16 protein-coding genes are annotated in these 22,995 nt (G+C 59.9%); 2 read left to right on the top strand and 14 right to left on the bottom strand.

From position 1 onward, the window contains the following. Positions 1-319 precede the first annotated feature (319 nt). From ABWI03_RS32290 to ABWI03_RS32260, 7 genes are all read right to left on the bottom strand, one after another. Positions 320-925, bottom strand: a complete 606-nt coding sequence (locus ABWI03_RS32290) for a recombinase family protein (RefSeq protein WP_020971567.1) — start codon at positions 923-925, stop codon at positions 320-322. Positions 926-1,220: 295 nt separating this feature from the next. Continuing rightward, positions 1,221-1,808, bottom strand: coding sequence for an SMI1/KNR4 family protein (locus ABWI03_RS32285; protein ID WP_166503098.1), 588 nt, complete (start codon positions 1,806-1,808; stop codon positions 1,221-1,223). 96 nt (positions 1,809-1,904) lie between these two features. Beyond that, a complete protein-coding gene (locus ABWI03_RS32280; protein ID WP_243621726.1) occupies positions 1,905-2,984 on the bottom strand; it encodes a recombinase in 1,080 nt (359 codons plus the stop codon). After that, entirely contained in the window at positions 2,981-4,147 is a 1,167-nt protein-coding gene (locus ABWI03_RS32275) for a site-specific integrase (protein WP_353799042.1), read from the bottom strand. The genes ABWI03_RS32280 and ABWI03_RS32275 overlap by 4 nt, the downstream gene beginning before the upstream one ends. Positions 4,148-4,318: 171 nt before the next feature. After that, a complete protein-coding gene (locus tag ABWI03_RS32270; protein WP_095972675.1) occupies positions 4,319-5,548 on the bottom strand; it encodes a TniQ family protein in 1,230 nt (409 codons plus the stop codon). Then, a complete protein-coding gene (locus tag ABWI03_RS32265; protein WP_095972676.1) occupies positions 5,545-6,453 on the bottom strand; it encodes a TniB family NTP-binding protein in 909 nt (302 codons plus the stop codon). Before ABWI03_RS32265 ends, ABWI03_RS32270 begins: the two co-directional genes overlap by 4 nt. 4 nt (positions 6,454-6,457) lie before the next feature. Then, positions 6,458-8,143, bottom strand: coding sequence for a TnsB C-terminal domain-containing protein (locus ABWI03_RS32260; protein ID WP_243621725.1), 1,686 nt, complete (start codon positions 8,141-8,143; stop codon positions 6,458-6,460). A gap of 383 nt (positions 8,144-8,526) precedes the next feature. On the opposite strand from ABWI03_RS32260, the gene ABWI03_RS32255 reads away from it, so the two are divergent. After that, positions 8,527-8,853 carry a hypothetical protein gene (locus ABWI03_RS32255; protein WP_311052658.1) on the top strand — a complete coding sequence of 109 codons (327 nt, stop codon included), beginning with the start codon at positions 8,527-8,529 and terminating at the stop codon, positions 8,851-8,853. A 508-nt stretch (positions 8,854-9,361) separates the two neighbouring features. Next, positions 9,362-10,744, top strand: coding sequence for a Shedu immune nuclease family protein (locus tag ABWI03_RS32250; RefSeq protein WP_311052660.1), 1,383 nt, complete (start codon positions 9,362-9,364; stop codon positions 10,742-10,744). 281 nt (positions 10,745-11,025) lie between these two features. On the opposite strand, the gene ABWI03_RS32245 is transcribed toward ABWI03_RS32250, so the two are convergent. The 7 genes from ABWI03_RS32245 to ABWI03_RS32215 form a co-directional block, all read right to left on the bottom strand. Next, on the bottom strand, positions 11,026-11,736 hold the full coding sequence (locus ABWI03_RS32245; protein WP_311052752.1) for a M48 family metallopeptidase: 711 nt from the start codon (positions 11,734-11,736) through the stop codon (positions 11,026-11,028). Between the two features lie 14 nt (positions 11,737-11,750). Then, on the bottom strand, positions 11,751-15,035 hold the full coding sequence (locus ABWI03_RS32240; RefSeq protein ID WP_311052661.1) for a type I restriction endonuclease subunit R: 3,285 nt from the start codon (positions 15,033-15,035) through the stop codon (positions 11,751-11,753). Further along, positions 15,032-16,225, bottom strand: coding sequence for a restriction endonuclease subunit S (locus ABWI03_RS32235; RefSeq protein ID WP_311052662.1), 1,194 nt, complete (start codon positions 16,223-16,225; stop codon positions 15,032-15,034). Before ABWI03_RS32235 ends, ABWI03_RS32240 begins: the two co-directional genes overlap by 4 nt. After that, positions 16,218-18,620, bottom strand: a complete 2,403-nt coding sequence (locus tag ABWI03_RS32230) for a type I restriction-modification system subunit M (RefSeq protein WP_311052663.1) — start codon at positions 18,618-18,620, stop codon at positions 16,218-16,220. The genes ABWI03_RS32235 and ABWI03_RS32230 overlap by 8 nt, the downstream gene beginning before the upstream one ends. Positions 18,621-19,180: 560 nt before the next feature. Continuing rightward, the gene (locus ABWI03_RS32225; protein WP_311052665.1) at positions 19,181-20,332 is read right to left on the bottom strand and encodes a DEAD/DEAH box-containing ATP-dependent helicase; all 1,152 of its coding nucleotides are present in this window, start codon (positions 20,330-20,332) and stop codon (positions 19,181-19,183) included. After that, positions 20,329-21,930: an ATP-dependent nuclease gene (locus tag ABWI03_RS32220; RefSeq protein WP_311052666.1), complete on the bottom strand. Its 1,602-nt coding sequence runs from the start codon at positions 21,928-21,930 to the stop codon at positions 20,329-20,331. The genes ABWI03_RS32225 and ABWI03_RS32220 overlap by 4 nt, the downstream gene beginning before the upstream one ends. 476 nt (positions 21,931-22,406) lie before the next feature. Continuing rightward, on the bottom strand, positions 22,407-22,628 hold the full coding sequence (locus tag ABWI03_RS32215; RefSeq protein ID WP_003944686.1) for a hypothetical protein: 222 nt from the start codon (positions 22,626-22,628) through the stop codon (positions 22,407-22,409). Between the last annotated feature and the right edge of the window lie 367 nt (positions 22,629-22,995).

Here is a 22,995-nt window from a genome sequence, read left to right as displayed (position 1 = left end):
GGGGAAAAACAACTGGCCGCCACCGGGGAGAACCCGTGGCCACCAGCGGGGAGAACTACTGGCCGCCTACGGGGAGAACTTCGTGGCCATTGACACACCATCGGAGCCGCCAACGCATCAGCAACCCTGCGAGAAGACATCGACCTCGCAACCCGCATCGAAGACGCGGTAACAGCGCAGCTGCGCAATGCACTCACACCCGCCTGACCCAAACTACGGGTACCGACCTCAACAAAAAGCGGCGAAATTGCTTGAGGGACAACTAGACCGACAACCTATGTGCCATTGACTTAACGATCGGACCCCACTCGCGTCGAGCTCAGTTCTCGACCCGAGGGGTCCGATCGCTGGCTTCCCGCTCGATCCGCGCAAGCTGGATATTGGTATACAACGACGAACGCTTCAAACCCGTGTTCTTACACAGAGTTTCGATCTTGAACTGACCCGTCTCATAAATTTGCAGCAGATACGCACGCTCCTCCGGCGAGAGCTTGTGCGGCCTACCTTTCATCTTCCCAGCAGCCGTCGCGGCGGCAACAGCATCACGCGTGCGCGAACGAATCAGATCCGACTCGAACTCCGCCATCAACGCAAGAATGCCAATGAACATCTTCCCCATCGGATCAGCCGGGTCATACACCTGACCATCAATCGACAGCGACACACCCTTCTCCGCGATCCGCTCCACCGTCTCATGCAAATCCTTCGCCGACCGAGACAACCGATCGAGCTTCGTCACACAAAACACATCGCCGGCCCGAGCCGCGTTGATCGCATTATCCAAACCAGGCCGACGAGCCTGCCGGCCACTGACACCATGATCGACATAGACCATGTCACGATCCACACCGGCCTTCACCAGAAGATCCACCTGAACCGCCGTGTCCTGCCGGACCGTACTGCACCGCGCATACCCGATTTTCACGCTACCCCCACTGCCGAACACGAATTGTCCACTAGAGCCTATGCCATAACGGACAAATCCAACGGACACCAAAATTGGACGTTTCGGCCCGAAATTTCGCCACGTCAGTTGTCAGTTTCAGAAGACGACTGCATTTTTCAGAAGACGACTGCGCGTTCGGCGGAAGCATCATCACTGAGTCATTCCCTGACTGCTGAACCTCGAGTCGGGGAATTGATCGGGTGTTCCTATCGAAGCCACCGGGTCCATCAATCGTTCGTTGTCGAGACAGTGTCAGGTGAGACATCGTGGAGTCCTAAGGGAATTCCCAGTGCAGCCAGCCCTCGTCGATGCTCGGAACCCAACCGCGACACGGGCGTCCATCCTCGAGTGAAGCAACAACCTCCTCCAGAAGCGAGTCGATGGATGCCCAACTTTCGCCCTGATCGTTGTCTTCTCCCATAAATCCGCGTACGCATCCACTGGAGTGGCCAGCTCGGGTGTCGACGAACAAAAGATCGCCTCGAATGTTGAAGGCGATCGGGATATACGCGGACAAGTAAGTTCCAGAGACCTCCCCCGCAGGCTCGTCGAGCAAACTGAGGCCGCCGACTGCTGCCGTCGTATCTGCCCACATTTCCGTCATCGATGCCCATCGAGATGCGACGAGATCCAACGGTAGCGGTTGGTATTCCGGAAATATCAGGGCGGAGTGCCTTCCGTCCGGGTTCCCGTTCTGGAGACCGAACCATGTCCGTAGTTCGGTCGGCCACTTTCTGCCAGTCAATGCTTCGACCTCGTCCACGAAACTTTGGCCCGCTGGTGGGTCGATCGCCGCGGCCGTTATCGGGGCTTCCCGCAAGCACCAATCGTGAAGCCTCAGCCAGTTCTCTTCCACGCTCATGAACGCACGCTACCCAACGAGCCTTTTCGAGGGTGTCAGTTTCAGAAGACGACTGCACTCTCGGCGAGAGCATCACTACCGCTCATGGATGTCTCTTCACAAGGGACCTTCGATGAGTTCGAGCAGCTCCGCGAGGAGTCGGTCGGCTCGGTCCTCGATTTCGTCGAGGGCCGATGTGACACTGCCGAGGGTGTGGTGTGCGTGTTTGCGGGCAGCGATTCCGTGTTCGTAGTAGTCGTCGCCGAGCGGCTCTATAGCATCCGATTGCGTTGTTGAGCTGTTGTTTTCGGGGCTCTTTCGTTGGGGTGGGTGGATGTGTCGCGGTGCCTGACCGGATAGGTGCGCGGCGGTGATGTCGGCTACTGCGCGAGCGGTGAGCGGCGTGGCGGTCAGTGGGGTGTGGCCCCATCGGTCGATCGGGGTCAGTAGCGGCCGCTGATCGGCCGGGTCGATGCGTCCGTCGTGTCCGGTGAGTTCGTTGCCGTCGCCGGTGTCCATGAGGCCCGCGAGCATGTGGGTGCTGAAATACCGGTCCGAGAATCCGAGAACTTCCATCCACCGCCGATACACCCGCGCCGGGGAGGCCCCGGCTGCTACGAGCCCCGGCGGGATCACCGCTACACGGTCGACCGCGTCGACGTGTAGGGCATCGGTGACAGGATCGGCGGTGACGTCGCAGATACGCAGCGCCGCGATCTGCGTGTACGTCAGTCCGGTAGGAGCGAGGGTGAGGATCATGGCGTCGCGGCGGGCAAACAACGCTGCCGGCCAACCCGTTTCGGGAAGCCGTGAGATCACCTCACCGGTACGGGCGGCGAGATTGTCGAGGCGTGCCCTGCGCGTCGCGTCAAGGGCGGCGCGGATATTGTCGCTGCGCCCCGGCGCCGGGAAGCCATAGCGGTGATGGGCTGTGTCGATGACGGAGATACGCCGGCGCTGCGTGACCGTACCTGCGGGGTGGGCGGAGAGGAACTGGGCCAAAAGTTCCGGCGTTGTCGGCAACGACGGTTGGTCGTGGGCGGCGCACCAGTCCGTGAACAACATCCAGGTGTGCCGATCCCGTGCCGGGAGTTGCGAATCCGGAGGTTGGGGTGCGAGATGGGTAGCACTGGTGGTGTTATCGATGGTGCTCGACTCGGTGGTCATGTCCTCACCTGCATCGACGTGGGTGGTCATAGGCCGAGATCGTTGACGGCATTGCCTATCAAGGGCGCATTTTCTCTCGCGTACACCTCGACCATGGCGGGGGTGGTGTGCCCGGTCTGGCGCATGATGGCGTGGGCGTCGGCGCCGTTGCGGAAGGCTTGGGTGACGAAACCGGCCCGCAAGGAATGCCCACCCAACTGTATGACCACGGCAGGGTCGTAGCCGGCTGCGGTGGCGCGGCGGCGGATCGCGGCATGGACCGCTGCCCCGGACAACGGGGTGTCGGAGAGGTTCCCGTTTTTGCGGATCGACCGGAATAACGGTGCCTGCGCGCTCATCTTGGGGATGGCGCCGCGGCAGACGTGCGCATCGAATGGGCCGGATGTCGTGAGTATTCGGATGACCCCGACACGTCCACCTGTATCGAACGCTGCCACGACCTGCGCCCACCGTGCCCATGCACAGGGCGGGCAGTGCTCGTGGCGGGCGGTGAACGGCAGAGCCCGGACCGCTCCGGTGCCGTCCTGATCGGTTTTCGAGCGCCGCAGCCGAACATGAACACCGTCGAGGCGGTCGAGTTTGACGTCCCCACACTGTAATTCGACGAGTTCACTGCGTCTGAACGCCCCGGCGAAGCCGATCAGGATCAGGGCACTGTCGCGGCGTTCGAGAACCTCGTCCGCCCAACCGGCGACAGAATCTCGGGCGGCGGCGGTGATGGCGGTGATGTCGGCGGTCAGCAACGGTGCCCGCGGATTGCGCGGCCGATCTCCGGCGGCGGCGTAGTCGCGGCGGATCCCGGCGAGGGTGCCGCGCACGATCTCGTGCGAGGTCGGGGACTCGTGGCCGGCGCGTCGGTGGCGGTCGGCGATCGCGGCGACCCACTTGGCGAATGTGGGTGGGGCGTAAGCGCGGGTTCCTGTGGTGGTGAGGGTGTCGGCGGCTGCGACGAGATACGCAGCGACGGTCACCGGATGCGCAGGCAATGAACTGTGGCTGTGGGCGGTGCACCAGTGCTCGAAGCGTCGCCACGCCGATTCGTACGCCCGCCGGGTGCCGTCGGAGCGAGCGGATTCCATCGATCGCCCGATCCGGGCGGCGACATCGTCGGGCAGCTCCGGGAACACCGCCGCAGTGCCCGCCGCAGCGGGGGAAGACGTGCGGTGGCGGCCGGTGAGCTGCTCATTCCTCATGGCCGGAACAGTAGCGACACCCTCCGACACATCCGTTTAGACGAAAAGCGTGTTGAACTGCGCTTTCAGTAGAGACGGTGCGGGAACGATATTTCTCGTCGGTCACCGCACACCGACCGTGGGTGACGCGCAGCGATGCCTGCAGACCCCTGTTTCGACGCGGCGATCGTGTCACCGATCTCGGTTGCCGATGTCGATGCCCAGCTCGTTGAACGTGTCGTCGATCTTGCGAATCTGCTGGTCGGTGCGGGCTCCGAGCAGGATGAATGCGTGTAGGGATCGGGCGGTGTCGGCGTTTTCTCGGGCTGCGGCAACAACGGCGTCGATCAGCGCGGGCAACTTTTCCCACGCACTGGATGCGGTGTCCGTGTGCGCCGGCGGCGCTGGTACCGAAGGTGGGAAGGGTATTCCGGCGAAGACTGCATCAGCCGGGTAGGGGCTGAGTAGATCGCCGTGTGTTCCAGCCGCGGTGATCGTGCCGTCCTCTATGAGGGTGATCGCGGCAGCGGCTCCGGCGAGGATCCGACTCTGATCGGCCCGATTCAGATATTCGAACGGGCGAGTGAGTGCACGTGGTGGCCGGTCATCGGCGCATTCCCAGATCAGCCGAAGATCGCGGGCATATGTGCCGGCTTTGCTGAGCGGGATGCAGATCTCGTCGATCAGTGTGCGCAGCATCCGGAACCACAGACCCGCGTGCACACGAGCTCGGGGCAACAGCACGCTGCCTTCTGCCAGGGCAGCGGTGGTGCGGTGATCGAGGGCGGTGACCGTACTGTGCACCGGGGTGGGGCGCAGGTCCTTACCGAGGGCACAGACACTCCTGTCCCAGAATACGATCTGACCAGGTACGACATGACAGGGTTCGAGGCGGCAGCGATGCTCGGGGCAGCTCGCCACTAGCGACAGCTGCCATATCAACTTCACACCGATGACAGTGTCCGCGTCGCCGGCACCGATGCAGACCGGGCATACGCGGTCGTTGGGGGTGTCGGTGACCCACGGCAGCCATCCCGGTTCTGTTGGAGCGCGGCGGGGGCGATCACCCTTCGAAAGTTGCGGTGGGATCAGGACCGAGAGTTGGTGGACGTAAGTGTCGAAGTCGCATTCCTCTGGGTCGGTGCTGTCGAGCAGCCACGGAACCCAGCCCGACAGGCTCATCTGTTGTAGCTGATCGAGCGCAACGGTGCTGCGGGCAGCGAGCATTCGGGCCGCGGCATCGGGGATGTCTCGATCGAGATCCGACCCCGCGCCATCGGGGTGGAGTTCGCTCACGAGCTGGACGATGTTGCTGATCCCGTAGAGGTTTCCGATTCGGCGAAGCCAGGAGGTCAGTGCTTCACCGGTTTGAGGCTGCGGGTGCAGGGGCCATCGCTGCACCTCCTCGACCCCCTTGCTCATGCCAGGTCGCGTTCGAACTGTCGGCGCCGCCCACTGGGGCCGGTGTAGTCGGTGATCGTCAAAACGTGGTGGGTGATCGCTTCTTCGCCGGTCTCGATCGCGGCGACCGCGGCAGCGGTGAGGAGCATCGACAGCTCCCCGATGGTGCCTTCGCTGCGGGCAAGCAGATATCCGGTCATCTCCTCCGACGTCAGGTGTGAGGGCTTGCGCAACGGAAAGCTGGCCGTGAAGCTCGCGAGCAGCGAACGGGTATCGGAATCGTTGCCCCACACCGGAAGAATCGTCGGATGGAATCTGTTCTCGAGTTGCGCGTCGGCCCTGATCGCCAGATAGGCCTCGCGGGTCCCGACACCCACTAGCGGCATTCGTAGTTCGTTGCCGAGGTAGCGCAGCAGGTTCAAGAATTCGCGGCGAACACCGTCGCGGCCGGCCAGGAGGTTGTGCAGTTCGTCGATCACCAGCATCTGCACACCGGTGGCGCGCAGCAACGTCAGTGCCAGTTGCTCAAGCTCGTGGACTCTTCGGTGCGGACGGAGCGGAGCCCCCAACGCCGCCAACAATGCCACGTAGAAGCGGCTGACCGACGGCTCCGAAGGCATCTGCACACACAACACCGGGATCTGCTCGCGGTCGGGGACGCTGACCGGCGGGTGAGCGCGGCGAAACTTCTCGATGATCATCGACTTGCCGTTGTTCGTCGGACCGACGAGCAGCACGTTCGGCATTCGCCCTCGATCGGGCCACGCGAGCAGCACCTCAAGCTGTTCGATCACCGCCAGGGCATGGGGATAGCCGATCCAGCGGTCGGCCCGAACATGCCGAATACGCTGCGCCGCAGGGAGCATCGCCAGCGGTTGTGCCGCGTGATGCAGATGTGTCAGATCATCGTCTGCAGGCTCGGTCATGAAGTCACCACTGTTCGATGTCGTCGAACGCCGCGACGACATCACTGGGAGCGGTGGGATCGTCCGGCGGCGGAGTGCTCATCGCCCCGGATGATGTGGTTGCCGGGACGGGTAGGTGTTGGCGGCGGGCGCGGTTACGCCGCGCGGTGCGGGTCGCCTTCTTCGCCCCGGTCGTGATCTCACGCATCTGCTCGATCATCGAGAACAACGCACTCTCGTCGATCTGTGTGCGGCCCCGCTCACGCAACCGGGCGGCTGCAGCGCGGTGCTCCCACAACGTGACCGCCGGATGCGAGAGCGTCCGGTACGGCACTTCGACATACCCTGCACCATTGTCGGGTTCGAGGACCCAGATTCGGCTTATGTCGCGGGGATCACGCCGAATGACGAATGTACCCAACTGCTCCCGGCGACTGATCCACGGTTTGAGCGTGTTCGAGAAGTACTGGACATGATCGATGGTGAATCCCGTGCGGGTCAATCTCCGGCGAATTACCGGAAGGAAATCGACGACGAACGCAGTCTCGTCCACCACCACAGGCGGAGGGTTCCGCAGTGTGGTGATGCTGTCGGACCACTTCGCTGCCGGGCTCTGACCGAGGCTCGAATGCAGGCTCCCGTGGTACGAGGATGTCGAAATAACCAGCCATCGTTCTAGCTCGGTCAGGGTCAGCACCGCTGCTGCCTGCGAATCGTAGCTGCCCCGAGCAGCGGGATCGGAGAACGTGGTGCCGGGTAGTTCATGCACCCTGAGCATGGCGGTTCCGATGATGCGTTCGACGATGCCGCCGTAATGCGGGCGACCCGGTGGTCGGTATCCGAGATCGATGCCATGCTGCTCGCAGCCCCGACGCAACGCTTCACCTTTGAACTCCGCTGCGTTGTCGAGATAGAGCCGCCGCGGCTTTCCTGCCATCGGCCACTGCACCTGCCCGGCCAACCCCATCGCCTCCAGCCAGCCATTCTTGTCGCAGGCCACCCGGCCCAGACACAACCCGACCGATACCGCGGACGGCGGTTCGAGCGTCACCACGAAACCGAGGACACATCGGCTGAATACGTCGATCGCCATGGTCAGATACGGGCGGCCGATCGGTTCGCGGTCGTGCTCGTCGACGATCATCAGATCCACCACGGTGTGATCGATCTGCACCTGCTCGAGTACCGCTTCCACCGGAGGAGGGACACCGCCGGCGCTTTGGCGCGGCCGCGCAGCATCCTGGCCCCCACGCAACCTGGCTACAGTTCCGGGATGCATCGCTGCGATCCGCGTTGCCACCGTATTGCGCGCCGGCACCCGCAATCCTGATCGATGACAGGCCAACGCAATTCGGCGGTATATCGCCGCGACACTGAGTTTCTGCCGCTTCAAGAACTCCTTCGCGAGATAATCGGCGATCACCTCCTCCACCTCGGCGCTCACTCGGCCCCGGCCGCGGCCACCCGAAGGCGGTGCGATCAGCAGATCGGTGACAGTCCCTGATCCGCAGCGAATCCGATCGATCAGGCTGTATACCTGCCGGCGCGAGAGCTGCAACCGCTCGGCAGCCTCGTCGGCCGCCGCGAAACCGACTGTGTCCACCCCTGCCAACGGCGCCAAGACCGCGAACCTCGACCGGGCCAGCTCCCACTGCTCATCCGACGCTGTCAGTACGCCGCTCTCGACGATGCTGATTCTCTCCGCATCCACGACACGCCTCCGCAGCATGGCCTCGAGCGCAGCTGCCGAGTGCACTGCACTTCTGAACACAGAATGTCAGAAGACAACTGCACGCAAGGCCGAAATCGCAGGACACCGTGCAGTCGACTTCTGAAAATGACATCAGTCGCGCCCAGTCGCCCGTTCTCCACCGTCCGGTATGACGATGGTCAAAATGCACACCCAAACCCGCAGAATTGCTCTCAGCTCGTTTCGGTTGCTGCCTGTCGATTTGATTGCATCTCCCAATGAACGACATCGGATCGGTGAGACTGACACGATGACGCGCGAAGAAGAACGAGACAACCGATCGCCCACGACGTAGGTCCGGCTTGTCGATCTTGCAGGAGTGATCATGATGGAAGAATGAGGGGATGCGCCCGAACAGGTACCTCGACGATTATCTGCATGGGCTGGAGTTCCTGGGTGGGGTGTACCCCGATGATGCGAGAGCGATCGCCGAGCACGGCATCGTGGCCGCGCTCGATGATGATGATGCGTTCGTGTTCTTGCTTCGCTTGGTCGGTCCAGGCGCCCCGGCGTTCGCGGATGAACTGTGGCAGTTGATCAGTGGTTTTCTGAGCAGTCGCCGGGCCGAGGAGTTGTTCGGAGGCTCTGAGGATGCCGGGTTGGCGGATCTCGACACAGTGAGAGGCCCGAGATACGTCCCGCCTCCTGCTCGACCGAGGATCCCAAGGTGAGAGTGTCTGACGGCTATCGCCGTGCCAAATAATTCAGGGAAGAACGTGCCAATAATTCCGAGAGTCACACACTGACCGAGGAGAAATCGCGCGAATACTGCAGGCAGCAGCGTTCCAGAACTCACCGACAACCCGTGTAATGAATCATCCGTTTTGGACACGGGTTTCGGAACATATCTTCGGCCAGCTCGCCGAAGATCGTTCCCTACGTTCATAAAGGGGTCGTTTATGAAACATTGTTCAGCGACACCGAAAATCGGGGGCGATCGGCTGTAGAGACTGCCATGGACACGATTGAGATCGACTTGAACGGTCGAGCGATTCTGAGAATGGTGAGTCACCTGACGTGGCTATGCCACCACGAGCGCAATGGCAACGGTAGGTACAGTGCCAGAGTCGGACATGAACTCGGTTCCTCTAATGCTGAACCGTAAAGGACACGTACCCTCAGATGATCAAGATGAAGCACTGAACAAGGGAATCTGAGAAAACCATGGCGAGATTTGGAATGAAACCTCTGATCGGCCGGCTCGAAGAACGACCGAATCCTGACGACCCCGCCACCATCGATGGATTTTTCGTTCCTCTACGGACGGCTAAGTCAGATGCGAGAGAGTCGAGATCTGCAATCAATGGCGTGAAGATACTCAGTTTTTCTTCAGATTATTCGGAAATTCGAATGTTCCCGATTCACACCAGTTCATCCATGAATCGAAATTTCTTGAGTCCGAAATACTCAGAAATTCGTACTTTGACATTCCGTTGGGAAGAGGAAGATTTCCCCGGCTTCGAGGAATTTCTCGAGAATTTACCTTCAGGGTTTGCAAAGGACCCGGACTACGGGCTCGGACTGCTAAAGCAATGCAACCGGATCGTCAGATTAATAGAAGAACACACTTCATGTCAAGAAATTGCATTCGTCGAGGGGAGTGAGGTTGCGGATGACGGTAGGGTTCTCAGCTTCGGTCTGAGCCGTTTCGCGGATATATGGAAAGAACTCAATCGGATCGACGGGCGCGGTTCCCGTGCCACATCGCGCGTCAAGAATGCGTATGTCCACAATGATCTGGCCTCCGCACTAAATCTGGACGAAACCGGCTACAGCCTGGGAAGACATCCCATTTCAAGATTTGTTGCGAAGGCTGCCGCCGACGAAGAAGAGCTCACCGAGACGGAGCAGGACAGTCTCATCGACGTAGTCGTATCCGAGTCGATGGCTCTAGCGGAGGAACGCCCCGCGGGGTTCCAGAAGCTCCACAGGGAAGTTGAGCTAGTAAACCTCGACCGTCTGATAAAGACATACGAGGAATCTCTAGGAAAGAAAACCAGTGAAGCCCACTGGCAGGATTTCTTCGATGTAAACGCCTTTGCGCTCCAGCAGATATTCGGTGCACCAATGGTAATTGCACAATCAGGCGCCACTGTTGGCGGGGGACGGTTCGATGGAAGTGGCGACAAGATAGCGGACTACCTTGTCAAAAATACGCTAACTAACAATGTGGCCCTTGTAGAGATTAAGAAACCGACAACGCCCCTGCTTGGTAAAGAATATAGATCCGGAATCTACGGAGCTTCGACGGAACTCGACGGTGCCATCACGCAGGTGCTTGACCAAGCCTACCAACTGATGACCAATTTTGCCACGATGAAGAACAACACGCGCAGCTACGACCTAGAGGCATACGCAATCTCATGCTTCGTCATTGCAGGTCGCAGTCCCGCTGTGCAAGACCCTGATCGGCAGAAATCATTCGAGCTATACCGGGCAAATTCGCGCAACGTAAAGGTGGTGACCTACGACGAGGTGCTCGCGCAGCTCAAGATCCTGCGAACATTCCTTCGGCCGCAGACTACAATGAAAGATTCAGAGACCTCACGCAAGGTCGAATGACCATTGACTGAGTTCGTGTGAGATGCGGTTATCCTGCGTTTTGGCACCATGTCTGATCTCCCATATCCCTGCTCGTGCCTGCGATACTCGGCCGACAGGCGGGCCAATCACTGAGCAGACGAACGAAAGGAAGGAGCGTTAGCGCCAACAGGTACCCAGCCAGACCTTTATTGACAGGGTTGATGTCGGCCGATCGGCATCGATTGGTAGCGTGCGTTCCGTTGTCTCGGGCGGGCTACCCGGGCGGGGATGCCTCGCCTCGTTTGCAACACCGTGCGTCGTTACGCGCGCTGCGCCTGATCCCCATGCCACAAGGCCGCTCCTGTGTTGGCCAGCTCCGCCTTACGTTGACCGCAGTCTGGCATCGCCCGGTTGAGGAGTTGCCAGAATGTTGGGCCGTGGTGCGCTTCGCGGAGATGCGCCAGCTCGTGCGCGAGCACGTACTCAACGAGCGCCGGGCGCAGCTGCATGGCCGCCCAGTGAATGCGTACTCGCCCATCGGGCAGAGCCGAGCCCCATTTATTGCCGAGATCAGCCACTTCGATCACTTGAGGATCAACGCGTAAACGCTTGGCCCAGTCCTTGGCCCGGGGTTTGAGCCAGGTGAGCCCTGCCGTTCGATACCAGGCGATGACGTGCTCATATCCAAGATCAGCGAGAGCCCTGGGGAGGTTCAGCTTGCCGCGCTGCAACCGCACCCGATGGTCGTCGGTGTCAATAATTCGAAGCTGGTAGCTGCGGCCAAGGTAGAGAAAGCCTTCACCGTCAACGAGTTCCTTGACGACCGGCTCGTAATGCAGAGATTCCTTCTCAGCCAGTTTGCGGTAGATCCATTCCCGCTTGGATGCGAGGAAGTGTTCAAGCTCCGCCTGTTCGACGTCCGGTGCAACTTTTAGTTGCAGACTGCCGTCGCGGTCGATGGTCAGTTTCGCCTTTCGGCTGGTGCCGACGGTTTCGACGGGAATGGTCATCCCATCGAGTCGTAGTGTCATCACGGTCACGTTTATCACCGCGCCCTGGCAGCAATGAGGGACTGGTTCGCCTTGGCAAGTTCCATCAATTTGTCGGCCAGCGAAGCCTGCTCATCGAAGGGGAACAGGTCACGGTCGTCGAGGGTGTGGATCAGCTGCCTACGCAGGAAGTCTTGTTTGTGCGGGTTATGCCAGAACCGCACGATCCTGGCTTGCTTCTCGACTTCGATCACAATCTCCTGCGCCAGGTGAACGATGTCGATGCGAACTTCCTCGGACAGCGTTGAGTCGGTCGCGAATTCCGCCTCCAATAGACCGTAGAAACGGGCAACCAGAGGATCCTCGTGCACCGCGCTTCCGCTGTCATCACTCTGCGCGTCACCGAGTAATTCGGTCAGTGCCAACGCCAGCTGTTCCCACTTGTCCGTCAGTGTCTTCAGGATGTCGTCGAGCCGTTCGGACAGCTTGGTGTAGCGAGCAGGGTCTTCGTCGAAGTTCTTCCGAATGTGGTAGCGAAGCGCGTGTTCCATCTCGGAAGCCTTGGCCTTGTCGGAGGTTAGGCCTTGGACCTTGGCGAGAAAGTCGGGGTCGGTGATCGACACCGGTGGAATCTTGGTGGCGATGTCAAGGGCGGTCACATGCTCGTCGATCAGCTTGCGGACCTTCTCGCCGTAAAGGGAACTGTCGAAGTCGCCGAGCCCGTCGTCGCGGTAACGGCGCTTGGCAGCCAGCGAAATAATGCCAAGGCGTTTGGCGTCCCGCACGAACGGCAGAGCCTCGGGGCGCGGCATGACAGTGTCCATTGTCGAGAGGAACTGCTTCAGAAGTACTCCGAAGCGGGCGCGGAGAGCTTCATCGGCCAGCACTTGCACGCAGGCCTCGACATCCTCGGGAGTGTCGAAGGTATCGATGCCGGCTTGGGCAAAGACTGCAACCACTCGTGCGTGCCGATCTCGTAACTTGGGCAACTCGGCCTTGATCGAAGCCAACGCGCCGATCGCATCTTCGGCATCTTCCGGCGCGTAGGCCTTTAGCGCCTTTTGCAGATGTGCGCCGACGCCGTAATAGTCGACCAGCAGCCCGGCACTCTTACCTGTGGCGGTTCGGTTGACGCGAGCAATCGCCTGCAACAGTTCGGCGTCTTGGATGGAGCGGTCCAGGTACAGCACTTGCTCAACCGGCGCGTCGAAGCCCGTCAGCAGCATGGTACGCACGATCAAGAAGGCCACCGGACTGGTCTTTTCGCCCCGTTGCCCGAGCTTTTTCTTGAAGTCCTCGATCACGACGTCTTGGCGGGACTTGTCGGTCCACTGCGCCCAGGTCGGGTCGTCGTTGTGGCTGCCCGAAATCACGGGGATGAATTCCAACGCCTTGAGTAATTCGGTCTGAGGGACCGCACGCACTAGCATCTGCGTCTTGCGGTCCAGACCGTCGATGTCGACCGCATCACCGTTGGAGTCGGTACGCAGATGGGCGGGCAGCGCTTCGATCTGAGCCACCAACTCATCGCGGGCAGTCGTCAGGGCTTCGTGGTAGCGGATTGTCGCCAAACGGCTTGAGGCGGTCACTTGCGCTTTGAAGCCGTTCGGCATCACGGTCGAAACATAGTGCCACATCATTGATTTCGCTTTGGCCGCAATTAGATTGGGCGCTTCGAGAACCGAGCCGGCCGTGGCATAACGGGTTTTCAGCTTTTCGATCTCAGCGTCGGTGTGGTCCGCGAACATGTCTTCGAACAGCTCATCCAGATCGCTACCACCCGCGACTGCACCCTTGGCCGTCCGACCCTCGTAGAAGATCGGTACGACAGCGCCGTCTTCCTCCGCCTGCCGAATCGTGTACTTATCGATGAACTCGCCAAAGATCGACTCAGTACGCTTCTTGCCTTCGCGCATGATCGGCGTGCCTGTGAACCCGATCTTCGCGGCGTTCGGTAGCGCGGCCATAAGGTTCGCGTGGAGCGTCGAAGTCTGCGAACGGTGCGCCTCGTCGACCATGATGAGAATCGACTCATCGGTATTGAGCACACCGAACGAAACGACGCCCCCATCACCGTCTAGGCCGTGGTCTTCAGAACTCTGCGTGTCGGTATCACGGTATTTGTGAATCATCGCGAACACCAACGCGGGGCCATGCTCGGCCAACATCGTGCGGAGCTTCGCCGACTTCCGGGCGCGTTGGACGGTCTCGCCTGACAGTTTGGCAGTCGCCGCCAGTTGCTTTTCCAAGTCGGTCCGGTCAGTGATGATCACGACCTTGAACGCGCGCAGCACAGGGTCGGAACGCATAGCGCGCACCAGGAACACCATCGTCAGGGACTTGCCCGATCCCTGGGTGTGCCATACCAACCCGCCGCGACGGTCATGCTCACCATCAATTTTGCGACTCTTGCCGGTTCGCAGACGGTTGATAGCTTTGAGGACTGCGCGGTACTGCTGATAACGCGCGACAATCTTGACGCGCCTGCCACCAGCTTCTTGAAATAGAGTGTAGTGACGGATAATATCGAGAAGGTTTGCGGGAGTAAGCATCCCAGCAACGAGGAGTTCCTGCCCGGTCAATTCGGCGGCAGGTTTACCCAAATGGTCCGCCAACTGATCTCGGCTCAGCGGCGCAGCATCCTTCCATTCCAGGAAGTGCTCAGCACCAGAGGTGAACGTGCCGACGCGGGCCTTGTCGCCGTAGCTCGAGACCACGAATTGGTTCGTCCAAAACAACTGCTCGCTACCCTCAGACGCACCGAGATCCCGCTGATTGGCGTAACGCCGCAACTGATCGATCCCCGCGGCCATCGGATCGGTGGCATAGGGGCTCTTGCACTCGATCACAACCAGCGGAATGCCATTGACGAACAGCACCACATCAGGCACGACGAACTTCTTGGTTTGCCCGCCCGGCTCGTCCACACGGAACTGGTTGACCGCCAGGAAGTCGTTGCGTTCTGGGTGGTTGAAGTCGATGAACCTGATTCGCTGGCTTCGGCCTTGATCCCATTCGGGCAATCCTGCGACGGACACGCCTTCGAGGAGCCGATCGGTCAGGCGTTCGTTGATTTCAGCCAACTTGCCCGTCTCGGTACGAGTCAGGGCGGATACCGCCTCGGACAGTCGTGAGTCATCCAGCCACGGCTGACCGTCGGGACCGAGATTAATTTGGTACAGCATCTGGCGCAGGCGAGCCTCGATCAGCGATCCACGAAACGAATCGCGTCCAGTCACGGTCGGATCGGATTTGGAGCCCTCGATGCGCGTCCAACCAAGACCGGCCAGCTGTTCTAACAGCGGCTTTTCAGAATCAGTGTATTCAGGACCACGACTCACAATGCAGTCTCCAAAAGCACACGAACGCGACCAGTCAATAGGTCGCACATGAGACCCTGCTTTTGTTTTTGCAGCTTCTGAACTTCGAGCTGAGCGTGAGTAACGCGATCGTCCAGCGCATCCAGCACGGCGACTACTTTGCGCTGCATTGCCGACGACGGTGCCGGAAATTTTAGATTCGAGATCGTGGGCAAATTCAGGCCAGCCTTTGCTCCTTGATCATTTAAGCGAGAGAACTGCGCCCGACCGAGGGGTGAGCTCAGATAATGGCCGATCCACCGGGAGTTCGACTCTTCCTCGTTGAACCGCACCAAGGCAATATGCTGGTTTATGTAGGCCTCGCCAAGATCTGAGGGGACAACGCCAATAATCCCCAAGTCAGCAGTAATAGATATGAGTAGATCGCCCCTTTGTAGCGACGTCCGACCTCCCTCGCCGTCAGACGGTACGCGTACATGAACCAACGAATCGAAACGAAGGTTGATGTGGGTGCGCGTTAAGTTACCAATCCTGATAAACTTCGCACCTTCATCAGAGTAATAACGTGCCCAGCCACGGGATCCTGAAGTAATGAGAGTCGCCGATTCGCCAATGCGAGCAATCGGCCAATCGCCGGAGAATAGATCTGAAACGAGCCCCTGCTTCGTAAGCTTAAGCTTGGCTATAATCTGCTCCGTGGCGCGGATCTGGTCGTCGACGGTGTCCAAGATCTCGGCGATGCGCCGCTGCTCTGGCAATGGGGGTAGGTCCAAAGGAATCGTCGCGAGTGATCTCTTGTTAAGGGTTGCGCCTTTAATTGCTACATCTGTGACCACAGATCCAGCCGCGCTTGGCAGAATATGAAAAAGGTATCGCGGATCGAGCCGAGTCTCGTCGGCATAAAATGCGGCTATTGCCTCGTTTGTATACAAGTCACGTCCAGCTACGGACGTCCGACCAATCGTCAATTTGAAGCTCATGATCGGCGTACCTTTGGCGACAAGCTTAACATTGCTCGACGCCGCGCCGAGCGAAGATATGTACTCATTCGTGTTTACTACGTCGGCTCTCCGGAGATCCGCTATTGATGCCCACGGCTTACCATTTTCGGCATCCGACCAGAACGATGGAACTGCGCGCGAAGGCGTTCCACCGATTGCGATCCGAGTGACCTGTGAAATTGGTGTGCGTATCCAGTCGTCGCTACTCATACCCGAGCTCCTTCAAAAACCCGGCGAGCTTCTCTGCCGCTACATCGCGTTCTCGTTCAAGACTCGCGAGGGTCACCTGATACTTTTCCCACCACGTCTCGAATGAATCGACCACCAGTCGGCGGTGTCGGGTGATGCGTTGATCAGCAACGGCGAGCAGATCGGTTCGGAATAGGTCGAGCACGAGTGCCTGCGCATCGGTGTCGTCAAGCACTTGACCTGCAGCGCTCAGCTTCTCGGAAAATGCAGCTTTGTCGGCTTTGAGGTGTTTCCTGGCCTCAGTCAGCCGCGCCTTCAACTTCTTGAGTTCAACCGGCGCCAGTTGCTCGTCTGCGTCATCACTATCTTCGTCGTCGGCTTTGGCGGTCGCGGCCTTGATTGTCGAGTCGAGTTCTGCCGCCTCGGCGGCGCGGGCTGCCAAGCCGTCGAGGTACACAGGCAGTAATGCTTGAGCGACTTTGTGGTCGAGCGGATCGACCTTTGACTTTTCCTCGTCTAGGGCGTCGAGCACGGTGCTGACCCACGCGTCGATCAAGCCCTTGAAACCGATAGTGGCGAGGGTCTTGAGGTCGGGTTGATTCTCGCCCCACCAGCTGGCAATGATGCCACTGACTACGAAGCGGTCGAGCATACCGATCGGTGCCAGTGCCATCTGGAACGTGGCGACCAGTTGCTTGCGCAGGTCTATCAGGTCCGCGGTGGTTTCTAGCTGTGTGAATCGATTTTGCTCTGCCTTCCACCAGCTTTCAATTACCTGCGTAACGGCAGCTTCAGCCTCGACGACTCCGGCATTGGTTTCGATCAGTTCCTTGAGCTGCCGTTTTGTAGTGACGGTCGCAGCGAATTGCAGGTAGTCGTCGTCACGCTCGACTAGTAGGTCGTCGATGTTCAGTCCGTGAGTAGTGAACAGCTCCGACTTCGTCACCACCTCAGACTTCGGAATGCCGCCGTGCAGATGCGCACGCACGTCCTGAGGTTCCGGTGGCGGGGTGGTATCAACGTAGCGGCGAATGTTTAAGTTGTCGTCGTTGTCGGCGAGTTCCTGGCGGCTGACAACCCTGGCGAATGCCGGGACGTCGCCGAATTCGCGGTAGGCAGACACAATCTTCTCGATGTGCTCGGGTTCGATGAAGTTCTGGGCGCGACCTTCGCGGTAGTCGCGGTCGGCGTTTATGAATAGCACCTTGTGCTCGCGCTCGGTAGGCTTTGCCCCCTTGTGACGCAAGATCAGGACGCAAGCGGGAATGCCGGTGCCATAGAACAGTTGCGGGCCGAGGCCGATGACGGCTTCGATGATGTCGTCGTCGAGCAGACCGGAGCGGATACGGCCCTCATCACCGCCACGGAAGAGGACGCCGTGCGGCATGACAGTCGCGACCATGCCGTCGGTGCGGGTGACCGCCAGCATGTGTTGGACGAACATGAGGTCGGCCTTCTTGCCGGTCTCCGGCGTGTAGCCGTAGCGGAAGCGTTCGGGGAACGGGATGGCGTCTTTGCTGTAGTTCAGCGAGAACGGCGGATTCGTGATGACGCGATCGAAGCGCATCAACTCACCGCCTTGGACATGAGCCGGGTCTTCGAGCGTGCCGTCGTCGTTATTGCGAAGGTCAGCGTCCGGGATGCCGTGGAGCAGCATATTCATCTTGGAGATTGCCCAGACGCTGCCGTCCTTCTCTTGGCCGGCGAGGGCGAGATTTCGGCTGTTGCCGCCGTTTTCTTCGACGTAGTCTTTGGACAAGATCAGCATGCCACCCGACCCTGTGCAGGGGTCGTAGACACTCATGCCCTCGCGCGGGTCGGCGATCTGCACCATGAGCCTTACGACGGAACGGGGCGTGTAGAACTCGCCACCCTTCTTGCCTGCGGAGTCGGCGAAGTCGCCGATCAGATATTCGTATGCCGCCCCAAGGAGATCGGGGAACTCGAAGCGGTCTTGACGCAGCGGCTCTTTGTTGAAGTGCATGATCAGCTCACGCAGTTTCTTGTCCGACATCGACGACTGGCCGACTTTGCGGTTGAAGTCGATGTGCTGCAGCACGCCGTCGAGGGCCGAGTTGCGTTCTTCGAGTGCCTGCAAGGCCTTGTTCAGTTCGTCGCCGACTTGCTTGTGCGCATGGTCGCGCAGGTATGGCCAGCGGGCACGTTCTGGAACGTAGAAGGTGTTGTAAAAGGCGGAGTTCTCGGCACGCTTCTCAGCTTCGGGCTGGTCTCGTCCCTTGGCGAGCTGGTCGGCGATGACCTTTTCACGCTCGGCTTCGAACTGGTCCGATGCGTACTTCAGGAACAACATCCCGAAGATGTACTCCTTGTAGGCGGACGCCTCCATGGAGCCGCGAAGTACGTCTGCGGCGGAGAAAAGATGACGTTCGAGCTGGGGAAGAGTGAGCCGAGACATGGGTTGACTTTAGCTCTCGGCCTTTGTCGGTCCGGTTGGGTACGGGGTTCCTCGCCGGTTGAGGTAGTCCTGGAACGTCTTCGACTGATCTGGCCGTAGTCTCGGTTCCCTTGAAGGCCTGGTGTAGCCGATATGGTTCGTAACACAGACCCCGGATCAGCCCAGTGCAAAAGGCTCACCTGTTCACTCTCGACGATCATCACCGCAGCAACGAAACTACGTAACTCAAGCCTGGGGACAGGTCACGGAATCAGGCGTATGGCCTCAACTCGATCCGGCTATGGACCGACTTGCTGCCACGTCGAGGCCGCCGGAAATGGCGCAGCGGCGAGTCCAACCACGGAACGCCAAGGCGGACGGCTAGGACAAGGCAGTCCGGCTACCGCGCCCGAGGCTGACGAGAACTGGTTCGACCGCTCGGCCGAACCTCGCCACAGATCCGTCTCATTTCCTTGGAATTGAGACACCCGCATGTTTGCGTGTGGGATCGAGTGTTTCCCCAGCTCAGCGCGTCTCAGAAGTACGTTCCAAAATTAGTGTCTCTCCGCTGTGAAATGCGTCTACTTATGAGACGGTTCCGGTGGCAGCGCAGCGCCCCGACCGGACACCTCGTCGGCCACGCCATCGTCACTATGGGATGCGCTCCAGGATGTGAGTCCGGTGGCAGCCGGGCTCGGCACCACGAACGCCACAGAGTGCTTGGCGCGGGTCACGGCCACGTAGAGCCCACAGGCGGTCTTCGGCTTGAGCTTCGTTCCCTTCGTGAGAAAGGCAGTGATGGACTTCGTCGGGTAGATGATCACTCGGTCGAAGGTCAGTCCCTTTACAGTCCCGAAATTGCGAAACGACAGTTCCACATCGTTCGCGGTGGTGATCCGGTCTCGTAGTGCCTGCGGATTGAACTGGCTCATGTACAGCGTCATGTCAGCCTCAGCGATCGCGAAGACCCCGTCGTGGCCCGTGATCTCGGTCTGCTTCGAGGTCGTCGGTTCGAAGCAGAATTCGGAGGGGAAGAGCGCGTCGGAGAAATCGGCAATCGCCTGGTTTGCACGCCAAGTTTCCTGGTTGTGATGGACGTCGAGAAGACCTGAGGCTCGATGCAGTTCGAACCAGTCGAGCATCTTCACCCCTCGGAACTTCCTGAGGTTCGGGTCCTGCGGGTTGGTATCGAACACCGATTGCCGCACGTCGCCGACCATGTGAACATCGATGCCAGGCGCTTTCATAAGCTGCTCGACGATGTGGAGGTCGCACCCGGTCAGGTCCTGCACTTCGTCGATGTAGATATCGTCGTAGATGTGGGAGAGCCGGTCGACGACGGCGCCGTTACTCGCTACGGATACGTCGTAGGCCAGCTTGGAGAGATGAAGTCGATATGCGCGGCCCTCGGCGTCGAAGAATCTGGCCGCTTCCTTGGCATACCTCCCGCCTACAGGCTCACCGTCAAAGTTGAGTCCGCGGAGGCGCTGTTCGGGGAAGCGCAGCGGAAGATACGGGCGGATGCAGTGCCGAAGCAGGAATGTAAACCAGCCCATGACCTCGGGGGATGTTCCGGGGGCGCAGGCTTGTTGGAGTCGCCCATTGAGTTCGGCCTGCCCGGTTTGGGTGAACGTCAGCGCGAGGCGGCGTACGCCGGGTGCTCCACCCGCGCAGGCATCGACGATCGACTGCGTCTTGCGGGATCCGGCGACGGCGAGAGTGACCCGGTTCATTCGACGAACTCGATTGCTTTCATCAGGTAGTCCGGGAACGTGATCGAAGTTTTTGACTCGGCGATTTTCAGGGCGGCGTCGGTCTTGTGGCCGGTCATCCAGTCGAGGGTGGTCTTCGTATCGTCCGTAATCGGCAGAAGCGCTCGCAAAGTAGCGTCACCGTTAGCGTGGATCAGCTGAGGCTCAAGGGTCCTGCCATCGGCTGGATCCCCGATGAACAGCTGCCGTTTCCCTGGCTGGAGATAGGCAGCGACCTTCCCCTCCCAGTGGCTTGGCTGCTTGCCGTCGTTGTCCCGGATTCCAGCGACCTGACGGTCGAGTGCCGCAGAGAGTTCCAGGGCTCGAGCCAGGGAAACGCCGGCCATGGACAGTACGTCGATCCCGGCTTCGATAGGCGTCTTGCCGTGTTTGTCTCGGAAGGCGCGCTCGAAGAACATCTCGTCGGACGGTCCCTCCGCAAGGACGAGTTTGTCCGCCAGAACGATGCGGAGGGTGTCGAAGCCAGAGAGGCGCTTGAAGTAGAGCACGGTGTCCGCCGAGATGTCGGAGAAAGTCGTCGGTGTTCCTGCGTGCAGGAGTCGGAGCTTGTCGAGCCCAAGGCGGTTGAGAACGTAGGAGCTGTGGGTGGTGATGAAGACCTGCCGATTACCAGCGAGTGCCTCGATGCGGGCGATCAACTGTGTGAGGCTGGTGTGGGAGAGGTGATTTTCCGGTTCCTCGATCAGAACGTAGGCGGTGGTGTCCGCCGAGCGGTTCATGGCGAGCGCCACCTTGATCGCGGCCTGAGGGCCTTGACCAGCGAGCGCAAATGGAATTTCGCCGACGTACGGCACAACACTCGCCTCCCAGGAGGCGCCGGCTGACTGGTCCATCTGCAAGGCGAGGTCTTTGTCGTGGAGCTTGGTGCCTTCGGCGACGATGCGCTTGTTCACCTCGGAAAGAGCCGTCTCCGAAATGTTGTGCCGTGCGCTGCGGTGCGCGACCGAGATCGCAGCCCGCTCCTTCGCCTCGACGAAGTCGCCGAGCATCTCACGTGTGTGATAGTCGAGCCCCCAGGTCGACCGGATCGTTCGAGAGTCGATGAAGGACACACCCAGGCTCTTCGGGCGGCGGTGGAGTGTCGCGCCGGAGAAGTCCTGCCACTCCACCTCGTAGTACTCGACGGGAATGATGTCGGGGCGGTCCGGGGCGGCAAGGTAGCTGGCTAATTCCTCGTAGTAGTCGGTCGACGGCTTGATGTGGATGCGCACACCCGGTGCATCCTCAGTGCGGGAGTTATAGACGCCGCGGAGGATGTGGATGTCCGGGTTCGAGGGGCTGAGAAAAAGCTCGATGAGGATTTCGGGAGCCTTGGGAGAATTCCCGGCAGCGAGTTCCGCGAAGTAATCGGCCACCAGTTTCTGGTTGAACCAGTACGGATTGAGTTGTTCTTCGGCCCAACGACCGTCGACCCGTCCCGTCAGACCGAGACTGATCGCCTCCAACAGAGTTGATTTACCCGCTTCGTTGCCGCCCACGACAATATTGAGCCCTGTAGTGGGAACCATCTCGAAGTCCTGGAAGAGGCGGTAGCCCCGGATGACAATGCGCTCAATCATTTATGTTGACCTCGTACCCACTCATAGACGCCCGAGCGTGCGCCTGGAATGTCGCATTGAAGCACGGGGTACCGACAGTCAAGCCCGCTAAATCGCCAGTGCATCGATTCCGATGGCCGAGCGAAGGAGCCTGCGGCGCATATGGAAGAGGTAGACCTGAGATGGTGGCAGTTGAAGAGTGGCTATAGGCGCGAATAAATGGAATTTGGGCGTCGAGAATAGATCGGTATTCGACGCTTCTGTGAAGTACGCGTATCCCCAGCTCGTTCTGAGGTCGATGTGTCGAGAACTCGTGTCGACAATCTATGTCGAATAACCAACAGACCTTGTCTTTTCGACAGAGAAGTTCTTTCAGGCTGCCCACCAGACGATGACGAGGGCGAAGAGGATGCAGCTGAGGACAACGGCAATTTCTGATCTCGCTCCGAGAAACTTTCGGACGCACTTTCGCCGGTCGATGCGAGGCGGTGGTGCCGTCATGGTGTGGGGGAGGGCTGGATCGTGGCTTCGAGTCGGGTGAGGCGTTCTTCGAGGGCGCCGGTGATGGCGAGCAGTCCGAGCAGGGTGGGCTCGGTGATGTCGCTGCCGTGTTGAGCGTGTTTGAGCAGGGTGGTGCGCAGGAGTGAGCACATGGGGGCGTCGTCGCTGATGGGGAGTTGTTCGAGTTTGGCGGTCAGACGGTCGTCAGGGGAGGTCATGCGTGGCTCCTGCACGTGTGGATCATGCAGGCAGTCCGAAGGGGTGACTGCCTGCGCGGTGGTATCGGGTGATGCGCTGGAACCGAGGCGGAAAACAGCGCACCGCAACGGTGATGTTACTGCGTCATTGCTGACCGGTCGGTACGTGGGAGGTAAGTGAGGGCGTCACCCCTAGGTGCGCTGAACTAACGCTGTAATGGTCCGCCGCTACCTGTTGCTGTGGGGCTGAGCGCGTTGCGGGTAGTTCAATGCTCAAGTAGCTGTAACTGTGCGAAGACTGGTAACGGGGGTGAACGGGACGTAAATTTTCGGGGGCGGCATCACCCGGTCCCCAACGGGTATGGCGAACGCTCCGCCGGTAGCCACC

This window comes from Rhodococcus baikonurensis, from assembly GCF_040489275.1.
Taxonomy (GTDB): domain Bacteria; phylum Actinomycetota; class Actinomycetes; order Mycobacteriales; family Mycobacteriaceae; genus Rhodococcus_F; species Rhodococcus_F baikonurensis.
The sequence above is the reverse complement of the archived record's forward strand: the minus strand, read 5'-3'. Positions and strand labels throughout refer to the sequence as shown.